The 19493-nt window shown below is 56.9% G+C and carries 22 protein-coding genes and 1 pseudogene; 16 read left to right on the top strand and 7 right to left on the bottom strand.

The window, feature by feature from the left end; all coding sequences use genetic code 11:
* Positions 1-117 precede the first annotated feature (117 nt).
* Positions 118-1344 carry an argininosuccinate synthase gene (locus MK208_RS15140; protein WP_294118056.1) on the bottom strand — a complete coding sequence of 409 codons (1227 nt, stop codon included), beginning with the start codon at positions 1342-1344 and terminating at the stop codon, positions 118-120.
* Between the two features lie 151 nt (positions 1345-1495).
* On the opposite strand from MK208_RS15140, the gene MK208_RS15135 reads away from it, so the two are divergent.
* Both MK208_RS15135 and ilvA read left to right on the top strand, forming a co-directional pair.
* A complete protein-coding gene (locus tag MK208_RS15135) occupies positions 1496-2233 on the top strand; it encodes a hypothetical protein (RefSeq protein ID WP_294118053.1) in 738 nt (245 codons plus the stop codon).
* Positions 2234-2283: 50 nt separating this feature from the next.
* Positions 2284-3522: a threonine ammonia-lyase IlvA gene (ilvA, locus tag MK208_RS15130; RefSeq protein WP_294118051.1), complete on the top strand. Its 1239-nt coding sequence runs from the start codon at positions 2284-2286 to the stop codon at positions 3520-3522.
* A 213-nt stretch (positions 3523-3735) separates the two neighbouring features.
* Here the strand turns inward: ilvA and MK208_RS15125 are convergent, their stop codons facing one another.
* On the bottom strand, positions 3736-4059 hold the full coding sequence (locus tag MK208_RS15125) for an Hpt domain-containing protein (protein ID WP_294118050.1): 324 nt from the start codon (positions 4057-4059) through the stop codon (positions 3736-3738).
* Between the two features lie 165 nt (positions 4060-4224).
* Between MK208_RS15125 and MK208_RS15120 the strand changes: the two genes are divergently transcribed.
* Positions 4225-5496: a SpoIIE family protein phosphatase gene (locus tag MK208_RS15120; protein WP_294118048.1), complete on the top strand. Its 1272-nt coding sequence runs from the start codon at positions 4225-4227 to the stop codon at positions 5494-5496.
* A 6-nt stretch (positions 5497-5502) separates the two neighbouring features.
* Here the strand turns inward: MK208_RS15120 and MK208_RS15115 are convergent, their stop codons facing one another.
* A complete protein-coding gene (locus MK208_RS15115) occupies positions 5503-5940 on the bottom strand; it encodes an NUDIX hydrolase (RefSeq protein ID WP_294118046.1) in 438 nt (145 codons plus the stop codon).
* A gap of 78 nt (positions 5941-6018) precedes the next feature.
* On the opposite strand from MK208_RS15115, the gene MK208_RS15110 reads away from it, so the two are divergent.
* From MK208_RS15110 to MK208_RS15085, 6 genes are all read left to right on the top strand, one after another.
* Positions 6019-7035 carry an Hsp33 family molecular chaperone HslO gene (locus MK208_RS15110; protein ID WP_294118044.1) on the top strand — a complete coding sequence of 339 codons (1017 nt, stop codon included), beginning with the start codon at positions 6019-6021 and terminating at the stop codon, positions 7033-7035.
* On the top strand, positions 7019-7627 hold the full coding sequence (locus tag MK208_RS15105) for a CoA pyrophosphatase (protein ID WP_294118042.1): 609 nt from the start codon (positions 7019-7021) through the stop codon (positions 7625-7627). Before MK208_RS15110 ends, MK208_RS15105 begins: the two co-directional genes overlap by 17 nt.
* The gene (locus tag MK208_RS15100) at positions 7624-8781 is read left to right on the top strand and encodes a CCA tRNA nucleotidyltransferase (RefSeq protein WP_294118041.1); all 1158 of its coding nucleotides are present in this window, start codon (positions 7624-7626) and stop codon (positions 8779-8781) included. Before MK208_RS15105 ends, MK208_RS15100 begins: the two co-directional genes overlap by 4 nt.
* 327 nt (positions 8782-9108) lie before the next feature.
* Positions 9109-10950 carry an ABC transporter ATP-binding protein gene (locus MK208_RS15095; RefSeq protein ID WP_294118040.1) on the top strand — a complete coding sequence of 614 codons (1842 nt, stop codon included), beginning with the start codon at positions 9109-9111 and terminating at the stop codon, positions 10948-10950.
* Positions 10951-10988: 38 nt separating this feature from the next.
* Positions 10989-12203 (top strand): class I SAM-dependent RNA methyltransferase, encoded by a 1215-nt coding sequence (locus MK208_RS15090; RefSeq protein WP_294118039.1) that lies wholly within the window; start codon positions 10989-10991, stop codon positions 12201-12203.
* 88 nt (positions 12204-12291) lie between these two features.
* Complete coding sequence (locus MK208_RS15085) at positions 12292-12786, top strand: L,D-transpeptidase family protein (protein WP_294118037.1); 495 nt, start codon at positions 12292-12294, stop codon at positions 12784-12786.
* On the opposite strand, the gene MK208_RS15080 is transcribed toward MK208_RS15085, so the two are convergent.
* Positions 12777-13292 (bottom strand): CAP domain-containing protein, encoded by a 516-nt coding sequence (locus MK208_RS15080; protein ID WP_294118035.1) that lies wholly within the window; start codon positions 13290-13292, stop codon positions 12777-12779. The two genes, MK208_RS15085 and MK208_RS15080, sit on opposite strands and share 10 nt — an antisense overlap.
* 167 nt (positions 13293-13459) lie before the next feature.
* On the opposite strand from MK208_RS15080, the gene MK208_RS15075 reads away from it, so the two are divergent.
* On the top strand, positions 13460-14056 hold the full coding sequence (locus MK208_RS15075; protein WP_168591138.1) for a L,D-transpeptidase: 597 nt from the start codon (positions 13460-13462) through the stop codon (positions 14054-14056).
* A 147-nt stretch (positions 14057-14203) separates the two neighbouring features.
* Positions 14204-14386 carry a hypothetical protein gene (locus MK208_RS15070; RefSeq protein ID WP_283424386.1) on the top strand — a complete coding sequence of 61 codons (183 nt, stop codon included), beginning with the start codon at positions 14204-14206 and terminating at the stop codon, positions 14384-14386.
* 106 nt (positions 14387-14492) lie between these two features.
* Here the strand turns inward: MK208_RS15070 and hemH are convergent, their stop codons facing one another.
* The gene (hemH, locus tag MK208_RS15065; protein WP_294118024.1) at positions 14493-15545 is read right to left on the bottom strand and encodes a ferrochelatase; all 1053 of its coding nucleotides are present in this window, start codon (positions 15543-15545) and stop codon (positions 14493-14495) included.
* A gap of 23 nt (positions 15546-15568) precedes the next feature.
* The gene (locus MK208_RS15060; RefSeq protein ID WP_294118022.1) at positions 15569-16387 is read right to left on the bottom strand and encodes an SAM-dependent methyltransferase; all 819 of its coding nucleotides are present in this window, start codon (positions 16385-16387) and stop codon (positions 15569-15571) included.
* Between MK208_RS15060 and MK208_RS21095 the strand changes: the two are divergent.
* From MK208_RS21095 to MK208_RS15040, 5 genes and pseudogenes are all read left to right on the top strand, one after another.
* Positions 16301-16597, top strand: a pseudogene (locus tag MK208_RS21095) (double zinc ribbon domain-containing protein); the annotation flags it as partial. The gene MK208_RS15060 and the pseudogene MK208_RS21095 overlap by 87 nt on opposite strands.
* Positions 16598-16672: 75 nt before the next feature.
* Positions 16673-17134, top strand: a complete 462-nt coding sequence (locus tag MK208_RS21090; protein WP_366011169.1) for a phosphoribosyltransferase family protein — start codon at positions 16673-16675, stop codon at positions 17132-17134.
* Between the two features lie 40 nt (positions 17135-17174).
* Entirely contained in the window at positions 17175-17432 is a 258-nt protein-coding gene (gene grxC / locus MK208_RS15050) for a glutaredoxin 3 (RefSeq protein ID WP_294118016.1), read from the top strand.
* Positions 17433-17438: 6 nt separating this feature from the next.
* Positions 17439-18269: a carbon-nitrogen hydrolase family protein gene (locus MK208_RS15045; RefSeq protein ID WP_294118012.1), complete on the top strand. Its 831-nt coding sequence runs from the start codon at positions 17439-17441 to the stop codon at positions 18267-18269.
* A complete protein-coding gene (locus MK208_RS15040) occupies positions 18270-18704 on the top strand; it encodes a MarR family transcriptional regulator (RefSeq protein ID WP_168590904.1) in 435 nt (144 codons plus the stop codon).
* A 4-nt stretch (positions 18705-18708) separates the two neighbouring features.
* On the opposite strand, the gene ubiG is transcribed toward MK208_RS15040, so the two are convergent.
* Positions 18709-19452 (bottom strand): bifunctional 2-polyprenyl-6-hydroxyphenol methylase/3-demethylubiquinol 3-O-methyltransferase UbiG, encoded by a 744-nt coding sequence (gene ubiG, locus MK208_RS15035; RefSeq protein ID WP_294118008.1) that lies wholly within the window; start codon positions 19450-19452, stop codon positions 18709-18711.
* Between the last annotated feature and the right edge of the window lie 41 nt (positions 19453-19493).

Raw genomic sequence — 19493 nt, 5'->3', positions numbered from 1 at the left:
GTCTTTTTAGAAACGCTAACTGCCATGTCGCGCTTCTCAAAGGATTTTCTGGCAAGACTGAGGGCCGGAAACAAAAAAGCCCGCCACAACGGGCGGGCTTCCTTGGAATGGGTTGGCTTAGTTGCCGGTGCGTTTGTTGCGCATCGCGATCAGTTTCAGACGCAGCGCTTGCAGCTGGATAAAGCCCGCAGCGTCTTTCTGATCGTAAGCACCTGCATCATCTTCAAAGGTCACGTGCTCTTCAGAATAGAGCGAGTGGTCAGACCAACGGCCCACGGTGGTGGCGCTGCCTTTGTAGAGTTTCACACGCACAGTGCCGGTGACATGTTCTTGGCTCTTGTCGATCGCCGCCTGCAGCATCTCGCGCTCAGGGCTGTACCAGAAACCGTTGTAGATCAGCTCTGCGTACTTCGGCATCAGCTCATCTTTCAGGTGCATTTCGCCACGGTCCATGGTGATGGACTCGATGCCACGGTGCGCCTCAAGCAGCACGGTGCCGCCCGGGGTTTCGTAGATGCCACGGGATTTCATGCCCACAAAACGGCCCTCAACGAGGTCCAAACGGCCAATGCCGTGCTTGCCGCCGTATTCGTTCAACTTGGTCAGGATGGTCGCCGGGCTCATGGCCTCGCCGTTGATGCTGACCGCGTCACCTTTTTCAAAGCCGATCTCGATGAACTCAGGCTCGTTTGGCGCGTCTTCAGGATGTACGGTGCGCTGGTACACGTAATCCGGTGCCGCGATGGCTGGATCTTCCAGAACTTTGCCTTCCGAGGAAGTGTGCAGTAGATTTGCGTCCACAGAGAACGGTGCTTCGCCACGTTTGTCTTTGGCCACCGGAATCTGATGTGCCTCGGCAAACTCAAGCAACTTGGTGCGCGAGGACAGGTCCCACTCCCGCCAAGGTGCAATCACCTTGATGTCGGGGTTCAACGCGTAGGCTGCCAGCTCGAAACGCACCTGGTCGTTGCCTTTGCCGGTTGCGCCATGCGCCACGGCATCTGCGCCAGTGGCTTCGGCAATCTCAACCAGGCGTTTGGAGATCAGCGGACGCGCAATCGAGGTGCCCAGCAGGTACAGACCTTCATAGACCGCATTGGCGCGGAACATCGGGAAAACAAAGTCGCGCACAAACTCTTCTCGGACATCTTCGATGTAGATGTTCTCTGGTTTGATGCCCAGCAGTTCCGCCTTCTGACGCGCTGGTTCAAGTTCTTCGCCTTGACCCAGGTCCGCGGTGAAGGTCACCACCTCACAGCCATATTCGGTTTGCAGCCACTTCAGGATGATCGAGGTATCCAGGCCACCGGAATAGGCCAGCACAACTTTCTTCGGAGCCGACATGTTTCTTCCCTTCGTCCATATAACGTTCGCGCGATAGCGGTTTTTGGGTCTGTGGGCAAGGCGAGCAGATCGCCGCACTTGCTTTTCTTGCCCGAGTTCTGCCAGATGCAGGCGAAATTAGGCATATTCATTCACGTAAAGGGGTACACCAATGCGCGGCTTTGCACTTTTGCTTCAGTCTTTTCGGCTGATCTTTGGAAACCTGTCGCAATCCTTGCGCCTGTCTTCGCCGTTGGTGGCGGTTCTGGTGGCTGCTCTCCTGATGTTTGGGCCTAGCTATTTTATCCAAGACGTTGATCCAACGAGCGCCAACGCGCTGCCTCCTAGCGCATTTTTGCTGCAGTTTTTGACGCTCGTTGTAACGATGTGGGTGGCAGTTGCGTGGCACCGTTTTGTGCTGCTTGAAGAATACCCTGATGGCGTGTTGCCTGCGTTCCACGGCGGACGCATGCTCGCGTATTTCGGTTATGGTGTTTTGCTTGGTGCGGTTGTCGGCGCAGCCACGCTTTTGGTGGTCGTGCTAGTTGGACTGGCTCTGTTTGGGGCGCCGGTCCTGATGATTGCTGCAATTATGGTAGTAGTTATCGTCAGCGGTTGGACGTTCTATCGTTTGTCACCTATTTTGCCCGCCACTGCCATTGGAAAGACGATGCGGATGAAAGAGGCTTGGGCAGCAACCAAACCTTCGTCTGGGTCTATTCTTAGCGCGGTTGTCGTCTTTGTTGTGACCATTTTCGCTCTAGCGTTTTTGGGCGCGTTGATAGGCGGTGTAATCCCCATGCTAGGGGGCCTCATCTTGTTGGCGTTTAATTGGCTTTATATTCTTCTGGGCGTCAGCTTTCTGACCACTCTTTACGGCGTCGCGGTCGAAGGCCGCTCGATCGACTGATCGACGACCTTCCCCTTGCCAAAACCTTCGGCTTCGGCCACTCAGGGCACATGAGCGAATTTCGTAAATGTGCCCGCACTGCCGAAGCCGCCATGCGCAGCGTTTTCCCCGCCACGCCTCTGCAGCTGAATGCCCACCTCTCCGCCCGCTTTGGCGCCGACATTTGGCTCAAGCGCGAAGACCTCACGCCTGTGCGGTCTTACAAGCTGCGTGGGGCGTTTAATGCCATGCGCAAAGTGCGCACCGAAAATCCCGACCAGCGGATATTTGTCTGTGCCAGCGCGGGCAACCACGCGCAGGGTGTGGCCTATATGTGCAAACATTTTGATGTGATGGGCGTGATCTTCATGCCGGTCACCACACCGCAACAGAAGATTTTTAAGACGCAGGTGTTTGGCGGCGACAACGTCGAAATCCGCCTTGTTGGCGATTATTTTGACGACACACTGGCCGCCGCACAGGCCTATTGTTCCGAGGCTGGTGCCGCCTTCCTGTCCCCGTTTGACGATGATGACGTGATCGAAGGCCAGGCCTCGGTTGCGGTCGAGATCGAAGACCAACTTGGCAAAACACCAGACCACATCATCCTGCCGGTCGGCGGCGGTGGCCTGTCGTCTGGTGTGTTCAGCTACTTTGGTGCGGAACCACACTACACGCTGGTTGAGCCCGAAGGCGGCATTAGCCTCGCCGCCGCGTTAGATGTCGGCGCCCCAACCACCTTGGCCCATGTCGACAGCTTTGTGGACGGTGCCGCCGTGGCGCGGATAGGCGACAAGACCTTTGCCCGCCTAGCCGATCTCAGCCCGGAAGATGTGGTGGCCGCTCCTGAAGACCGCATCTGCGCCACCATGCTGGAGATGCTCAATGTCGAGGGCATTGTGCTGGAACCTGCCGGAGCTTTGGCGGTGGACGCGCTCACCGACGTGGCGGATCAGATCAAAGGCAAAACCGTGGTCTGCGTGACCTCGGGTGGCAACTTCGATTTTGAGCGCCTGCCTGAAGTCAAAGAACGCGCGCAGCGTTACTCAGGTGTCAAAAAATACTTCATCTTGCGCATGCCACAGCGTCCGGGCGCCCTGCGCGATTTCCTGGAAACCTTGGGACCGGAAGACGACATCGCGCGCTTTGAGTATCTCAAGAAATCCGCGCGCAATTTTGGCTCGGTTCTCATAGGCATCGAGACTCGGAAGCCGGAAAACTTCGACGCCTTGTTTGAGCGGATAGAAGCTGCCGGCATGACCTACACCGACATCACCAATGACGAGACGCTGGGTCAGTTTGTGCTCTAGCGCACCAGGGCGTTTTGCTGAAGCAATTTGGGGCAACGTCGCTACTGGCCAAATGCGAGGTCGCCAAGGGCCAGTTGCATGGCCTTTTGCATAGCTGCATAGCAACCCAACACTGCATCGAAACACACAACGATTCGCCCAGGGCACTCCTTGGGCGATCACATCTCGTTTTCTAAAGTTGCGCCGTTTCCGGCCGTATCAGGGGGCTGACTTTCAAGCGGCGGCGAGTTTTTGCGCAAACACGCCTTTGCTTTCTTCAAACGACGCGAGGATTGCGGGCACATCCACGGTGTCGCCTTTGCCTGCCGCGGCCGCTGCTTCACCGGCTTGGCACAGTTGCGAGAAGGTTTGGAAACCAAGGTTTAACGCACCGCCTTTAAGAAAGTGCAGGTCCGCTTCGAGCGTGGCAATGTCCAGGTTGTCGCGCAGGCGCGCAATCACTTCCTCAACTTCGTCAAGAAAGAGCTCCACCACTTCACCAAAGTCTTCCGCGCCGATTTCGTCGCGCAGTTCTTCTACTCGTTCCCAGTCAATCATGGGCATTTCCTCATCATTCACCCCTCGACAATGACAGAAAAGTGTTAACAAATCCTACACGATAAAATTTGAACTATCTCATTTTTACTTTTGACGGCATGTTAAGTAGCAAGAACATAGTTGTGTTACGAAAGAAGTCAAAACTTGTGCGAAGGTCAGGGAAGTTTGTCGACCAACACTGTACATTCTGCTGAAAACAATGACGCGCCTGATGTGGGCGTGATCAAACGTGTGCTGCTGGTTGATGACAGCCGCGTTCAGCGTCGCATCCTGAGCTTGTCGCTCAAACGGGATGGTTATGATGTGATCGAAGCCGCCTCCGGTCAGGAGGCGCTCGATATTTGTCGCGAAGAACTGCCAGATCTGATTCTGTCGGACTGGATGATGCCGGGCATGTCTGGTCTGGAATTCTGTCGCGCCTTCCGTGAGCTTAGCACAGACACCTATGGCTACTTCATTCTCTTGACCTCCAAGAGTGAAAAAACCGAGGTTGCTCAAGGCTTTGACGCCGGTGCGGATGACTTCCTGACCAAGCCTGTGAACGGCTACGAACTGCGCGCGCGGATCTCCGCAGCGGAGCGTATCCTGCGCATGGAACGCGAACTCACCGACAAGAACAAGGTGATCTCGGAAACGCTGGACGAGCTTCAGCGTTTGTATGACTCGCTGGACAACGACCTGCTCGCCGCCAAGAAGCTGCAGCAATCACTTGTGCCCGAACGGTTCAAGGATTTTGACCGCGGCGCGGTCTCGCTGTTGCTGCAGTCCTCCGGCCACGTAGGCGGCGATCTGGTGGGCCATTATAAGATCAGCGACACACGAATCGGTTTGTATGCCATCGATGTTTCGGGCCATGGAATCAGCTCTGCGTTGATCACGGCACGACTCGCTGGCTACCTATCGGCGACTTCGCCGGAGCATAATGTGGCGATGCAAGTGTTGCCGGATGGCAGCACAACGCACCTCCCGCCCGCCGAAGTTGTTGCCCGTCTTAATGAAATCATCCTCGATGAGATGGAGACCGAGCACTACTTCACCATGCTGCTCGCCGATGTCGATCTTGTCACAGGACACGTTATCCTTGCACAGGCTGGGCATCCGCATCCTGTGATTCAGCGCGCCGATGGCTCTATTGAGCAAGAAGGCCCCGGTGGTCTTCCGGTGGGGTTAATTCCAGGTGCCGAGTTCTCGCAATTCTGCATCGACCTCAACAAAGGCGACCGTCTGTTCCTGTTGTCTGACGGCGTGACCGAATGCCCGGACACGGGCAATGGTCTCTTGGGCGAAGAAGGTCTTGAGGCCCTAATGGTGGATTTGGCCGGTCACGCTCTAGAGGATACGCTGCAAGCCATGGTCTGGAAACTCGATGAGTTCTCCGGTGGCAAAGGCTTCCCGGATGATGTGTCCGGCATCTTGCTGGAATATCGCGGCGACTAAATAAACTTACCGTAGAAACTGCGCCGCAAAATGCCGGTCACCGGCATTGCCCAGCTGCGCGGTGGCTGCTGCGAGGCCCATCCAAACCGCCTCATGTCCCGGCTCACTTGGCGGGCCAATCCGCAAAGTCGGCGTCGCCATATAGATGGTGCAGAGCTTTTCGGCCCAGAGGTCATACTCCGGCATAAACGTGAACCGCCGAAACGCGCCCAACCGCCGTGGTTTGGCAATGCGGTACCCGGTCTCTTCAAACACTTCCCGCGTCAAGGCCACCACCGGGCTCTCCCCCGGATCAATGCCGCCACCAGGCAGCTGAAACTCCGACACCGGCTCCGCTTGATGGGTCAGCAACATCTGCTCCCCTTTGAGCAGAACCGCATAGGCTCCAGGGCGCAATTTATAGGTCACATCCCGACGCGGCGGTGTTCCGAAACGTGGTATCATGCGTGAAACCCCTTTTTATCGCCCTTGCTGGCCCTATATGGTCGCGGTATGGCAAGGGAAGGCCGATAAGGAAACCCCATGAAAGCTGCAAGCACAATTGCCTGGGACGACACAGTGCTGCCGTTCCAGTTGGACAACTCTGATATTCGCGGGCGCGTGGCCCGTCTTGATGGCGTGCTCTCTGGCGTCCTCAAACAGCATGCCTATCCTGAAAAGGTGGAGGCGTTGGTGGCCGAGATGGCCCTGCTGACCGCATTGATCGGCCAGACCGTCAGCCTGCGCTGGAAGCTGTCGCTGCAGGTGCAGACCAACGGCCCGGTGCGCATGATCGCCACCGATTACTACGCGCCGCAAAACGAAGGTGAGGTGGCCCGCATCCGCGCCTATGCCAGCTTTGACGAGGAGCGCCTGACCGATGGCACCCCGTTTGATCAGCTGGGCAACGGCTACTTTGCGGTGCTGATCGACCAAGGCGATGGCATGAAGCCCTATCAAGGCATCTCCGGTTTGGTGGGCGGCTCGCTTCAGGCGTCTGCTGAGGCGTATTTTGCCCAGTCTGAACAGCTGGCGACACGTTTCTCGCTGAAGTTTGGCAAATCCACCGAGCCTGAAGTGGGCGAGCATTGGCGAGCTGGCGGCATCATGCTGCAGCACATGCCCAAGGCCAGCCCCGAAGTCTCCGGCGAAGGTGGCAGCGGGGAAAGCGGCTATCTGCTGGCCAAAGATGTGGTCAATGAGGAAGACGCCGAAAACTGGAACCGCGCCAACATCCTGTTGGATTCGGTGGAAGATCTGGAAATGATCGGACCCTCCGTGCCGCCAACCGATCTTTTGGTGCGTTTGTTCCATGAGGAAGCGCCGCGGGTTTATGATGCGCAGTCGGTCAAGTTTGGCTGCACCTGTTCGGAAGAGCGCGTGCGTCAGTCCCTGTCGATCTATTCGGCGCGGGACATAGAAAAGATGACCACGCCAGAAGGGCGCGTGACGGCGGACTGCCAGTTCTGTGGCACGCACTACGATCTGGATCCGGCCACCGTGGGCATGCCGCCCAAGGATCGCTCCAAAGGTGGCAGCGCTGATGCCGCAGGCGCCTGATCCGCTCCAAAACATCAAGGCCGCGTTGTCCCGGGACAGCGCGGCCTCTTCTGATTTTGATCTCAACCCCGATGTGGTTTTGCCCAAAGGCCGTAAACTGCGCCCTGCGGGGGTGCTTGTGCCGATTGAGATCAAACAGAACATTCCCCATGTCATTCTGACCAAACGCGCCAGCCACCTGAAACACCATCCGGGGCAGATATCCTTTCCCGGCGGTAAGCAGGATGAGGGTGACGCAAATGTGATCGCCGCGGCTCTGCGCGAGGCGCGCGAAGAGATTGGCCTGCCTTCCAATAATGTCGATGTGCTGGGCACCTTGCCCACCCATGAAACCGTCACCAGCTTTCAAATCACACCGGTTTTGGGCCATGTTAGAGACGCTTTTGACGTGATCCCGGAGCCGGGGGAAGTCGAAGAAGTCTTCTCCGTGCCGCTGGCCCACGTGACCGATCCGGCGCTCTTCTCGATCCAATCCCGTCGCTGGCAAGGCCAGCGCCGCCACTACTTCACCGTGCCTTTTGGCCCCTATTACATCTGGGGCGCCACCGCTCGCATTCTGCGCGGTCTGGCAGAGCGGGTGTCTGGCACATGAAGGTCACCGGAGATTGGCTTACGGCTGCGCCAACACAGGCGGTTTGCGCCATGTTAGAGACACATGGACACCAAGCCTTGCTGGTTGGCGGCTGCGTGCGCAACGCGCTTTTGGGCGCGCCGGTGAATGACATCGACATCTCTACTGATGCTCGTCCAGAGCGGGTGATGGAACTCGCGAAAGGCGCCGGCCTCAACGCGATCCCAACCGGCATCGACCACGGCACCATCACTGTGGTGGCCGATGGCATCCCGCATGAAATCACCACTTTCCGCCATGATGTGGAAACCGATGGTCGTCGCGCCGTTGTCGCCTTCTCCGACAATGTCGAAGACGATGCCCGCCGCCGCGACTTCACCATGAACGCGCTTTACGCCCGATCTGACGGCACCGTGGTGGACCCCTTAGGCGGCATCGAAGATCTCAAGGCCCGTCGCTTGCGCTTCATCGACAACGCCGAGGACCGCATTCGCGAAGACTATCTGCGCATCCTGCGGTACTTCCGCTTTCACGCCTACTACGGCGACCCGGCCGAAGGCATGGACCCAGAGGCGCTGGCGGCCATCGCGGCCAACATCGATGGGTTGGCTTCGCTGTCGCGCGAACGAGTCGGTAGCGAGACCGTGAAACTGATGGGTGCCCCTGATCCGGCCCCGTCAGTGGCGGCCATGCGCCAGACCGGAGCGCTTACTGCCATCCTTCCGGGCACGGATGACCGCGCCTTGGCGCCCCTCGTGCATCTGGAAGAGATGCATGCGGTGGCCATCGACCCAATCCGCCGCCTGACGGTTTTGGGCGGCGACAACATTGCCGAGGCACTTCGACTGTCCAACAAGGCCGTCCGCCATCGCGACGTGTTGCGCAACGGGCTGGAGTCGTCCGACGCCCCCGGCGCGCTGGGCTATCATCACGGTGTTGAGGCCGCGACGTCCATCTTGCTCTTGCGCGCGGCTGTTTTTGAAATGCCGCTGATGTCGGATGATCTGGCCGCCGCGCAAAACGGGTCAGAGGCGCAGTTCCCGATCCGCCCAAAGGACCTGATCGAGCGCTTTCAGGGCGCGGCGCTGGGCAAGGCGCTCAAAGAACTCGAATCACGTTGGATCGCGTCCGGCTTCGCGCTGACAAAGCCCGAGCTACTTGACACGCTGTCCTGATTTTGCCGCGCTGATCCGGCCTGCGTGTTGCGCCGCCAGATCACGCAACACCTTGCGCACGTTGTGTTTACCCGTTCACCCGCCACAAGGGCCGCGCCTCCGCGAAACAGTCAAAATACCGACACAATACCGACGTGCCAAAGGTCGGGTAAATCATAGGTTGACGTATACGCAACACTGCGCCAGCATGCCGACAACTCAAACATGAGAGGGAGTGCATGATGTATCGCGGGATCTGGTTTTCATAAGCCTATCTGACCGCTGTGGCGGCCAGAGATGGCAAGTCACTTCATTTTGCACAATCCACTGTTTTTTCAGGACATTCTCATGTTCAAGTTCTTCGAGACCCTTGTTGACCCCTATTGCGACTACGACGAAGTAGATACGCCTCCCACCAAGCTGTGGCCTTTTATGCGGGAATACGCGCAGCCATTCCGCAAAGTCTTTGTTTTTGCTACGATAATGTCGATCATTGTGGCCGCGGTAGAGATCGGTCTTATCGCCTACATGGGCCGGATTGTGGACCTGTTGAGTGGCGACCCGTCCCAAGTCTGGGCCAACCACGGCACCGAGTTCATTCTGGTGATCCTCTTTGTGCTGTTCCTTCGTCCTGCGCTGCAAGCCTTTGACGTGCTCCTGCTCAACAACACGGTGCTGCCAAACTTCGGCACCCTGATCCGTTGGCGGGCCCATAAACATGTTTTGCGTCAATCGGTTGGCTGGTTTGAGAACGACTTCGCAGGCCGCATTGCCAATCGGATTATGCAGACGCCCCCGGCGGCTGGCGAAGCGGTGTTTCAGGTGTTTGACGCCATCACTTTCTCCATCGCTTATGTCGTTGGTGCAGCCATCCTTTTGGCCGATGCCGACCCGCGTTTGGTGCTGCCAATGCTGGGCTGGCTGGTGCTCTATGGGTTCTTGGTAAAATGCACGGTGAAACGGGTTGGCCCCGCGTCGCAAAAGGCCTCTGATGCACGCTCCAAAGTCACCGGTCGTGTGGTGGATGCCTATACCAACATCCACTCGGTGAAGCTTTTTGCGCACAACAAGCGCGAGCTGGATTATGCCAAGGAAGCCATTGAATACTCACGCGAAACTTTTCAGGCGGAGATGCGCATCTTTACTATGATGGATGTGATGTTGGTCATGTTGAACGGCCTCTTGATCGTAAGTGTGGTGGGCTGGGCCATCTGGCTCTGGATGCAGGGCTTGGCCAGCGTAGGCGTGGTCGCCGCCGCCACCGCCCTGAGCCTGCGTCTGAACGCGATGACCGGCTGGATCATGTGGGCGTTGACCTCGTTCTTCCGGCAGTTGGGTGTGGTGGCTGAAGGCATGGAAACCATCGCCCAACCGATTGATTTGGTTGATGCGTCCAGCGCCAAGCCGCTAGATTTTGCCGACGGTAAAATTGAGCTGCAGCAACTCACGCACCACTATGGTCGTGATAGCGGCGGCTTGGACAATATCTCGCTGACCATTGCGCCAGGCGAAAAGGTGGGTTTGATCGGCCGCTCCGGCGCGGGCAAGTCCACGTTGGTGAAGCTGCTTTTGCGGTTCTATGACGCCGAAAAGGGGCAAATTCTGATTGATGGTCAGGACATTGCCTCGGTCACGCAGAACAGCCTGCGCGATAAAATTGGCATGGTGCAACAGGATAGTTCGCTGCTGCATCGGTCTGTTCGCGATAACTTGCTATACGGTCGTCCAGACGCCTCAGAAGCGGACATGATCGCGGCGGCAAAAAAGGCAGAGGCGCATGACTTCATTCTGGATCTGGAAGATCCGCAAGGGCGCACCGGCTATGATGCCCATGTGGGCGAGCGTGGAGTAAAACTGTCTGGTGGTCAGCGTCAGCGCATCACTCTGGCGCGTGTGATCTTGAAAGATGCGCCGATTCTGCTGCTGGATGAGGCCACCAGCGCCTTGGACAGCGAAGTTGAGGCCGCGATTCAGCGCACGCTTTATGGCATGATGGCGGGCAAAACCGTGATCGCCATTGCGCACCGCCTATCCACGATTGCGGAGATGGACCGCATTCTGGTACTGGATCAGGGCCGAATTGTAGAGCAGGGCAGCCATGCCGAACTGTTGGCGCAGAATGGCCTTTATGCTGGCTTCTGGGCACGCCAGTCCGGCGGTTTCCTGAACGCAGACGAAGCGGCCGAGTAAAATTTGACCTCATGCCCGTCCCCCACTAAGGGACGGGCATGAGCCAGATTGAGATCCAGCGTTTGGGGCTGCACGGCGACGGGATCGCCAATGGCCCAATCTATGCCCCTTTGACCCTACCCGGCGAGACCGTGGAGGGGGACATTGACGGCGACGGCCTGACCAACATGCGGGTGGTGACTCCGTCCGAGCATCGTGTGAAAGCGCCTTGCCGCCACTTCAAGTCTTGTGGCGGGTGCCAGTTGCAACATGCCTCCGACGCGTTCCTCGCGGATTGGAAGGTGGACGTGGTGCGCCAGGCGCTTGCGGCGCAAGGTCTGGAAACAGTCTTGCGCCCAATTGCGACCTCTCCGGCCAAGTCCCGCCGCCGCGCCGTGTTCTCAGCACGTCGCACCAAGAAGGCGGCCTTGGTTGGGTTTCATGCCCGCGCGTCCGACGTCATCGTCGAGGTTCCAGACTGCCAACTTCTACATCCGGACCTTTTGCCTGCCCGTGATGTGATTGCGCATCTGGCCCAGATTGGCGGATCGCGCAAAGGCGAGTTGAGCGTCACTGTGAACCTGTCTGATGCAGGTCTGGACCTGTCCATTGTCGGCGGCAAAGAGTTGGACGGCCCACTGCTTGCGCGGATGGCGCAGGAAGTGGAGCGGTTCAAACTGGCGCGTCTGACGTGGGATGGTGAGGTGATTGCCACCCGCGTTGCCCCTGCCCAAAGCTTTGGCGCTGCCTCCGTTGTGCCCCCCCCCGGTGCGTTCTTGCAGGCCACAAAAGAAGGTGAATCGGCGCTACTGAGCGCGGTGGAAAGCGCAATCACGCAAGGCGATCGTGGCATTGACCTCTTTGCAGGCTCAGGCACGTTCACTTTGCCCTTGGCGGCTCAATACCAAATGCACGGTGTCGAGGGTGAGAAGGCCATGATCCAGGCTTTGGACGTCGGATGGCGCAAATCTCAAGGTCTCAAGCAGGTGACCTCTGAGGCACGGGATCTGTTCCGCAATCCGATTGTGACGGAAGACTTAAACTATGATTTTGCCGTGATTGACCCGCCGCGTGCCGGAGCAGAGGCTCAGGTTGCGGAACTGGCAAAATCCGACCTTGCAGAAATCGCCTATGTGTCGTGCAATCCTGTGACTTTTGCGCGGGATGCGGCTGTTCTGACTAAGGCTGGCTATCACCTTGATTGGGTGCAAACCGTTGATCAATTCCGCTGGTCTTCCCATGTGGAATTGGCTTCAAGATTTGTTCGGAAATAGCTGCTATCACGCAGCCGTGAGAGGCCAAAACGGCCAAAATCTGATAGACGACCTCAAAATGAGGCAGGGTACATAAAGGACCTACATGATGCGTTTGGTTTCCGCGCTGTTGATTGCGGTGTTGACGTTTGGCTTGGCAAGCTGTTCCAGCAAATTTATGCGATACAACGGGCCGGAAGTGACCCGCGTTGCGGTGTTCAAGGAGCAGCGTAAACTGTATCTCATGCACCACGATAAGGTGTTGAAATCCTACGATATGCACCTGGGTTTCCAGCCGGTTGGACATAAGCAAGTGGAAGGTGACGGCAAGACGCCAGAGGGCGATTACTACATCGACCGCCGCAATCCTAACAGCCAGTTCTACCTGTCGATTGGCGTATCCTATCCCAACGCAGCAGATCGCGCGAATGCGGCTGCATTGGGCAAATCACCCGGCGGAGACATCTTCATCCACGGACGTCCCAAGAAGTATCGGGACGGCAAGGATGATTGGACGGCGGGCTGCATCGCGGTCACGGATCGGGAAATGCGCGAGATTTACGCGATGGTGAACAACGGCACCGTGATCTCGATTTACCCCTGAAAATCGGCAAGCTGCACCGCTGTGCGCTTGCCCATCACCAGGGTCCACCAGATTTTGCCGCTGTCTTCTTGGAACCAGGCAAAGCCCATGTCCTGCGCTTGCGGGTCCAGGATCACGGCGCGGGTGTCATCCTGCTGCATCCAAGCCGCAAGAGTTTCGACCTCTGATTCGTAGGTTTCGCTGATGGTTTCACCGGCAAGCGTGCCGGAATAGCCAACGCGGGCAACGCGATCCAGAGGTGAAGATCCGTCAGAGCCAAAGTGCCAGGGGCGATTCTGCAGAGACATATCGCGGGAGTGGGTTGCGGCTGCGGCGTTAAGCTGGGCATTCAATTCGACGGCCGGAGCACCAGAGGCGGCGCGTAGGGCGTTGATAGAGTCCAATACCTGATATTGCACTTTGGATGTGCTGCTGCCGGAGATCTTGTATTGCTTGGTGCTGGAACCGCCTGCACCACAGCCTACCAAACCAAGAGCTGCTACCAGCAAAAGAGCAATTGCACGCATTGTATTCCCGTCCCAAAAAATTGAATGGCAGAGTCCTAACCGTCCAAAGTTGCCATGAAAACCCACATCGGCGTGACATTGCTCTTTTAACGTTTGATTGATTTGCGACTGCGGCTTTCCGGCCATATGATCGCCCGGTCTTTTATATGTGGGTTCTGGAGGAACAAATGGCTGTAGATCGGTCTAATAAACTTGGTCGTCGTGCCTTTTTGGCGAGCGGTGCAGCTTTTCTGAGCGCGCCGGCAATTGCACAAACCGAGACCGGAACCACAGAGGTGGAGCGGGATCTGGACGAGATTGTCGTGCGCAACATCTCGAGCTTCCGCTCGCTGGATTGGGCTCCCTATTTTGACAACCTCAAAAACGGCGCTGTGCTGGTCGACGTCACATCGCGCGCCTTGCATTATTGGTCTGAAGACGAGTCCGTATACAAACTGTACCCTACATCTGTGCCTCTGACCGAAGATCTCACACGTCGCGGGCGCACCAAGGTGGTGCGTAAAGTGGACGGTCCAAGTTGGCGTCCGACACCATCGATGAAGAAGCGCAATCCTGAATGGCCGGACTACGTGGGTCCCGGACCTGATAATCCCTTGGGAACACACGCTCTTTATCTGAGTTGGACCTATTACCGGATCCACGGAACCCATGACACGCGCAAAATTGGCCGCCGCTCGTCCAACGGGTGCATTGGGCTGTACAACGAACACATCTCCGAATTGTTTTCGTTGACAAAAGTCGGCACGCAAGTGTTGCTAATTTGACGACATTTAGACCTTGGTAGGGGCGTTTCGGCAATCTTGGGTTTGCAAAGCCAACATTTTGCTGTTTAGACATTTCCTACGAGGTAAGTCTTGGGTGCTTGTCATCGCCCTCATTGTATTGGTGGCAAGCGAATTCTGGAGGATACTATGAAGAAACTCGTTCTCGCTGCTGCTCTGACTGCTGCTGCTTCCACCGCATTCGCGGGCTCCATGGCCGATCCGGTTGTTGAACCTGTTGTGATCGAAGAAGCTGCTGGTAGCTCCGGCAATGACGTTTGGGTTCCGCTTCTGCTGCTGGTCATCGTGGCCGCGGCTGCAGCTGCATCCTAAGTCGCACTAAAGCGATCTGAAAATAGAAAAGGCGGAGCTTGGCTCCGCCTTTTTTGCGTTCGGGACCTGGGTGTACCGATGGGCGCACCCGACGTGTCTGGTTGGGCTATTTCACCCAACCTCCCAGGTTTTCATCGATGATTTGACACAGAGCTGAGATGTGAGATTCATCGCCGTTCAGGCAAGGAATGTAGAGAAAGTCCTCGCCTCCGGCTTCCTCAAAGCTCTCCTTGATCTCTTCATTGATCTCTTCCAGTGTTTCGATGCAATCGGCAGAAAAAGCTGGCGCAATGACTGCAATGTTGGTTTTGCCGTCTTCTTTCGCGAGGCGGGCTACTTCTTCTACTGTGTAGGGGCGCAGCCAGTCTTCCGGGCCAAATTGCGATTGGAAAGTTGTGCACAGATCAGTGTCTTGCCAACCCAGCCGCTCTTTCAGCAGGCGCGTGGTTTTCTGGCATTGGCAATGATACGGGTCGCCCTCCATCAGGTAGCGCTTGGGCATGCCGTGATAGGATACAACCAATAGGTCGGGGCGCTTTTCTGCTTTGGCATAGGCATCCTCCACAGATTTTGCCAAGGCGTCGATGTAGGCCGGATGTTCAAAATACGCAGGTACGGTGCGCGCAGCCGGTTGCCACTTTTCTTTCATCAGAGCACGGAAGAACTGGTCGTTGGCAGTCGCGGTGGTGGCGCCTGCATATTGTGGGTACAGCGGAAAAAACAGGATGCGCTCACAACCTGCGGCGACCATGTTCCGGACCTTCGAGATCGTCGATGGGTTTCCGTACCGCATACAGAAATCCACCATGATCTGATCGCCGTATTGGGTTTCCAATGTCTCTTTGATCTTGGCGGTTTGATCCTTGGTGATCACCATCAACGGGCTTTCACCGCGCTCTTTGTCCCAAATGGATTCATACGCTTCCCCACTTGAAAACGGACGTTTTGTCAGGATGATCAATTGCAACAAAGGCTGCCATTTCCAGGACGGATAATCGATCACACGTTTGTCAGATAGAAATTCGTTCAGATACCGACGCATGGGCCAATAGGTATGGTCATCTGGCGTGCCGAGGTTGGCCAGGAGAATGCCGGTTTTGCCACGGGCCACTTTCGGGTGGTCTTTGGGGGCGTGGGCCGGGCATGTAGCTTGGGTCATGTGCTGAGGTCCGTGTAAGTGAGTCACTTTGGCAATTTGATTTCAGACGTGCTGAGCGCGTCCGCGAGACGAGTTGTGGCTGAGCCGGGGCGCAGCGGTTGTGGCTGGCTGGCATCCGGTGCCCAACCAGTGAGGAATATCAATTCGAAGGTCGCCGGGATGCGTCCGGAGTCCATAAATGTCTCTACGTAGATTTCACAGGCCCGGATCAAAACGGCGCGGCGTGTCGGGCGCCTCAGGCGATCGGCAAGAGCATTGCCTTCTCCCATTGCGCGCAAATCTTTCATAAGCGCCCAAGGGGTTTCGTAGGTCACTGTTAAGGGAACGGTGTCTGCAACCGGCAAGGCCAGCCTCGCCCGCTGCAACAGCGCGCCAAGGTCGCGAATTTCTCCCATTGGAGCAATCCGCGGAGACAGGCCACCGGTGATTTCCACCTCAGCCTGTGCCAATGCGGCGCGCAATTCATGCAGGGTTTTCCCGCCAAATGTCACGGCGAGAAAAAAGCCGTCATCTTTGAGCGCGCGCCGACATTGAATGATTTGCCCAACCGGATCATCGGCCCAATGTAGCCCCAGGCCATGGATCACCAGATCATGGTGCTGGATTTGCAGATCCAGAACATCATTGTCGGCCACAATCTTCGCATCTGGCAAACATCTCTGCCAGGTGTTTGGAAATCCGGTCACGATGGCTGGCGACGTAAACCCTCTGTTAACCATGCTGAGGCGATCCTGAACTTCGGTAATGGCTGAATCGTGCAGAAACATGCCGATGTTCAGGTCTGCGCGGGCGCGATTGCGGCGCAGAGCGTTTTTGTCAGTGAGGCGAGGGGTATTTTGCATGCTGCGGACAATAGGCAGGTGAAGGCGAAGTTTCAAACCGCGATACACCTATTGTTTCCCCCAAGATGTGTGGCTTGTGGCCACATGGTGGAAAGTGATTTTGGGCTGTGTTCGGCGTGTTGGGCGGAAACCACGTTCATTGGCGGCGCCGTGTGTGATGGTTGCGGTCGCCCAGTAACTGCGGAGGCCACGGAGTGTCGCGTTGTTTGCGACGCTTGCCTGTCGGATCCCCCGCCATGGGCGCGGGGACGATCTGCGATCTTGTATCGCGGTGCCGGCCGCAACTTGATCCTGGCTTTCAAACATGGCGATCGCACGGACATAGCGTTACCGGCGGCGCAATGGCTCCACCAAGCGGTACGCCCGCTCCTGAAAGGCGTCGATGTGATTGCTCCGGTGCCGCTGCACCGCCTGCGTTTTCTGAAGCGGCGGTACAACCAGGCCTCCTTGTTGGCAAAGAACTTGGCGTCTCATTCAGGTATTCCGTTTTGTGCCGATCTTTTGATGCGTCCGAGAGGATTGGGTGGGCTGGAGGGGTTAGGCGCTGCTGAGAGGGCGGAAAAACTGCGAGGGGCAATCGAGCCAAATCGGCGAAGGGCGCATATGATAAAGGATGCTAAGGTTCTTCTTGTTGATGATGTTTTGACCAGTGGTGCAACATTGCGCGCCGCGACACAGGCCTGCCTCACTGCAAATGCCAAAGAAGTGTGTGTGGCAACACTGGCGCGCGTTGCAAAGGATGCCTAAATGCCGGACAACGGAAAACAGGAAATCATAAGGACACGCCATGCAGCCGGTTGAGATTTACACCAGCCCACTTTGCGGGTTTTGCCACGCCGCCAAACGGCTTTTGACCCAAAAGAACGTCTCGTTTGTCGAGATCGATGTTTTGCAAGACCCTGACCGCAAGCCGGAGATGATCACACGGGCGAACGGTGGCCGCACTGTGCCGCAAATTTTCATTGGCGACACACATGTTGGCGGGTGTGATGATCTCTATGCGTTGGAGCGCGCGGGTAAGCTTGATCCTTTGTTGGCGGCATAATTGACCATGCGCGCGGCCTTGCTTCAAATGACGTCTTCGGACTTGCCTGAGGAAAACCTGGCAACGGCGAGTGCCATGCTGTGCGAGGCTAAGGAGCAAGGGGCAGAGTTTGCCTTTTTGCCGGAGGTGATGAATTGCCTGTCGACAAGCCGCAGCCATCAGGAAGACGTGCTCAAGCTGGAAGCGGAAGACGCGACGCTTACAGGACTTCAAGCCTTGTGTGCGGAGCTGGGCCTTTGGTTGCTGGTTGGCAGTCTCGGTTTAAAAACCAACGATACGGACGGGCGTTTCGCTAACCGGTCGTTTGTGATCTCTGCGGCCGGGGACATCGTTGCACGCTACGACAAAATCCACATGTTTGATGTGGATGTGACGCCGGAAGAGACCTATCGCGAATCTGATGGCTACCGGCCTGGTGAGCAGGCGGTTGTTGCGAAGACGCCCTTTGGAAATCTTGGATTGTCCATTTGCTATGATGTGCGATTTGGCCAACTGCATCGAAAGCTTGCAAAAGCAGGTGCGGAGATCCTGACGGTGCCTGCCGCCTTTTCTCATATCACCGGTGCGGCACATTGGGAGACTTTGTTGCGGGCCCGTGCGATTGAAACCGGCTGTTTTGTGATTGCACCTGCGCAAACAGGGAAACACCCTGCCACCAAAGGACAATCGCGCCGCACTCATGGGCATTCTATGATTGTCGCGCCTTGGGGAGAGGTTTTGGCCGATGCAGGTACAGAACCCGGGGTCACGCTTGTTGATCTTGATCTGACATTGGTTCAGAAGGCCCGCAGGCAGGTGCCGTCCCTACAACATGACCGAGACTTCAGCGGGCCCTAAATGAACGACAAAAGCGGATTGGCGATTACGCTGTTTGGCGAGATTCTGATGGTGGATCAGCTTGCGCGCTCCCGTTTGTCCAAGGTTCTTCCCAAGGGCATGGAGCTGTCGCATTTTTCGGTGCTCAACCATCTGGATCGCTCCAACGCGGAACGTAGTCCGGCGCAACTTGCCAAGACGTTCCATCTTACCCGTGGCGCGATGACCAATACGCTCCACAAGTTGGAGACCGCAGGTTACGTGCATATTCGTCCGGATTGGGACGATGCACGTCGTAAGATGGTGGCAATCAGCCCGGCAGGCCGGCAGGCCCGCGATGCGGCTCTGGCCAGCATGGAGCCGATCATCAATGACATGGTCAGCCGTTTGGGGGATGACCGGGTGCGCGCAGCGCTCCCGATCTTGCGCGAGTTGCGGTTGAAGCTCGAAGAGTAGACGGTCAGGATTTTGTGCTGGCGGTTACGTAGTTGACGCTCAGGTCTTTGTCCGAAATCGACCACTGCCAGCTGATCGGATTGAACACAAACCCCTTGCGATCCACCGGTGTCAGGCCGGATTGTTCGATCAGGCCGAACAACTCGTCTGGCGTGATGAACTTGTGCCATTCATGCGTGCCTTTGGGCAGCCAGCGCATGACGTATTCCGCGCCGACAATCGCCATCGCAAAGCTCTTGGGATTCCGGTTAATGGTGGAGCAAATGTGCAAGCCGCCGGATTTGAGCAGTTGCTGACAAGCGGTCATGTAGCTCAACGGATCAGCGACATGTTCAACAACTTCCATATTCAAAACGACGTCAAATTGCTCTCCGGCTTCAGCCATCGCTTCGGCTGTTGTGTGGCGATAATCGATGGTCAGCCCTGATTGCTCGGCATGAATACGTGCCACCGGCAGGTTTCCCCCAGCGGCATCTGCGCCAATCACCTCGGCCCCAAGACGCGCCATTGGCTCTGACAGCAAACCGCCACCGCAGCCAATGTCGAGCAGACGCAGCCCCTCAAAAGGGCGCGCGGAAGATAAGTCGCGATTGAACTCCGCGGCAATCTGCGTCGTAATGTAATCAAGGCGGCACGGATTGAGCATGTGCAACGGTTTGAACTTGCCGTTGGGATCCCACCATTCAGCCGCCATGGCTTCAAATTTGGCCACTTCGGCAGGGTCTACCGTGGTATTGGTGGCTTGCATTTTCAACTCTCCATGCTCATTTGGGCGTCGCAACCATTATA

It is taken from the genome of Shimia sp. (assembly GCF_022448905.1).
Taxonomy (GTDB): Bacteria; Pseudomonadota; Alphaproteobacteria; order Rhodobacterales; family Rhodobacteraceae; genus Shimia.
Note: the sequence above shows the minus strand (reverse complement) of the source record. Positions and strands in the feature narration are given on the sequence as shown.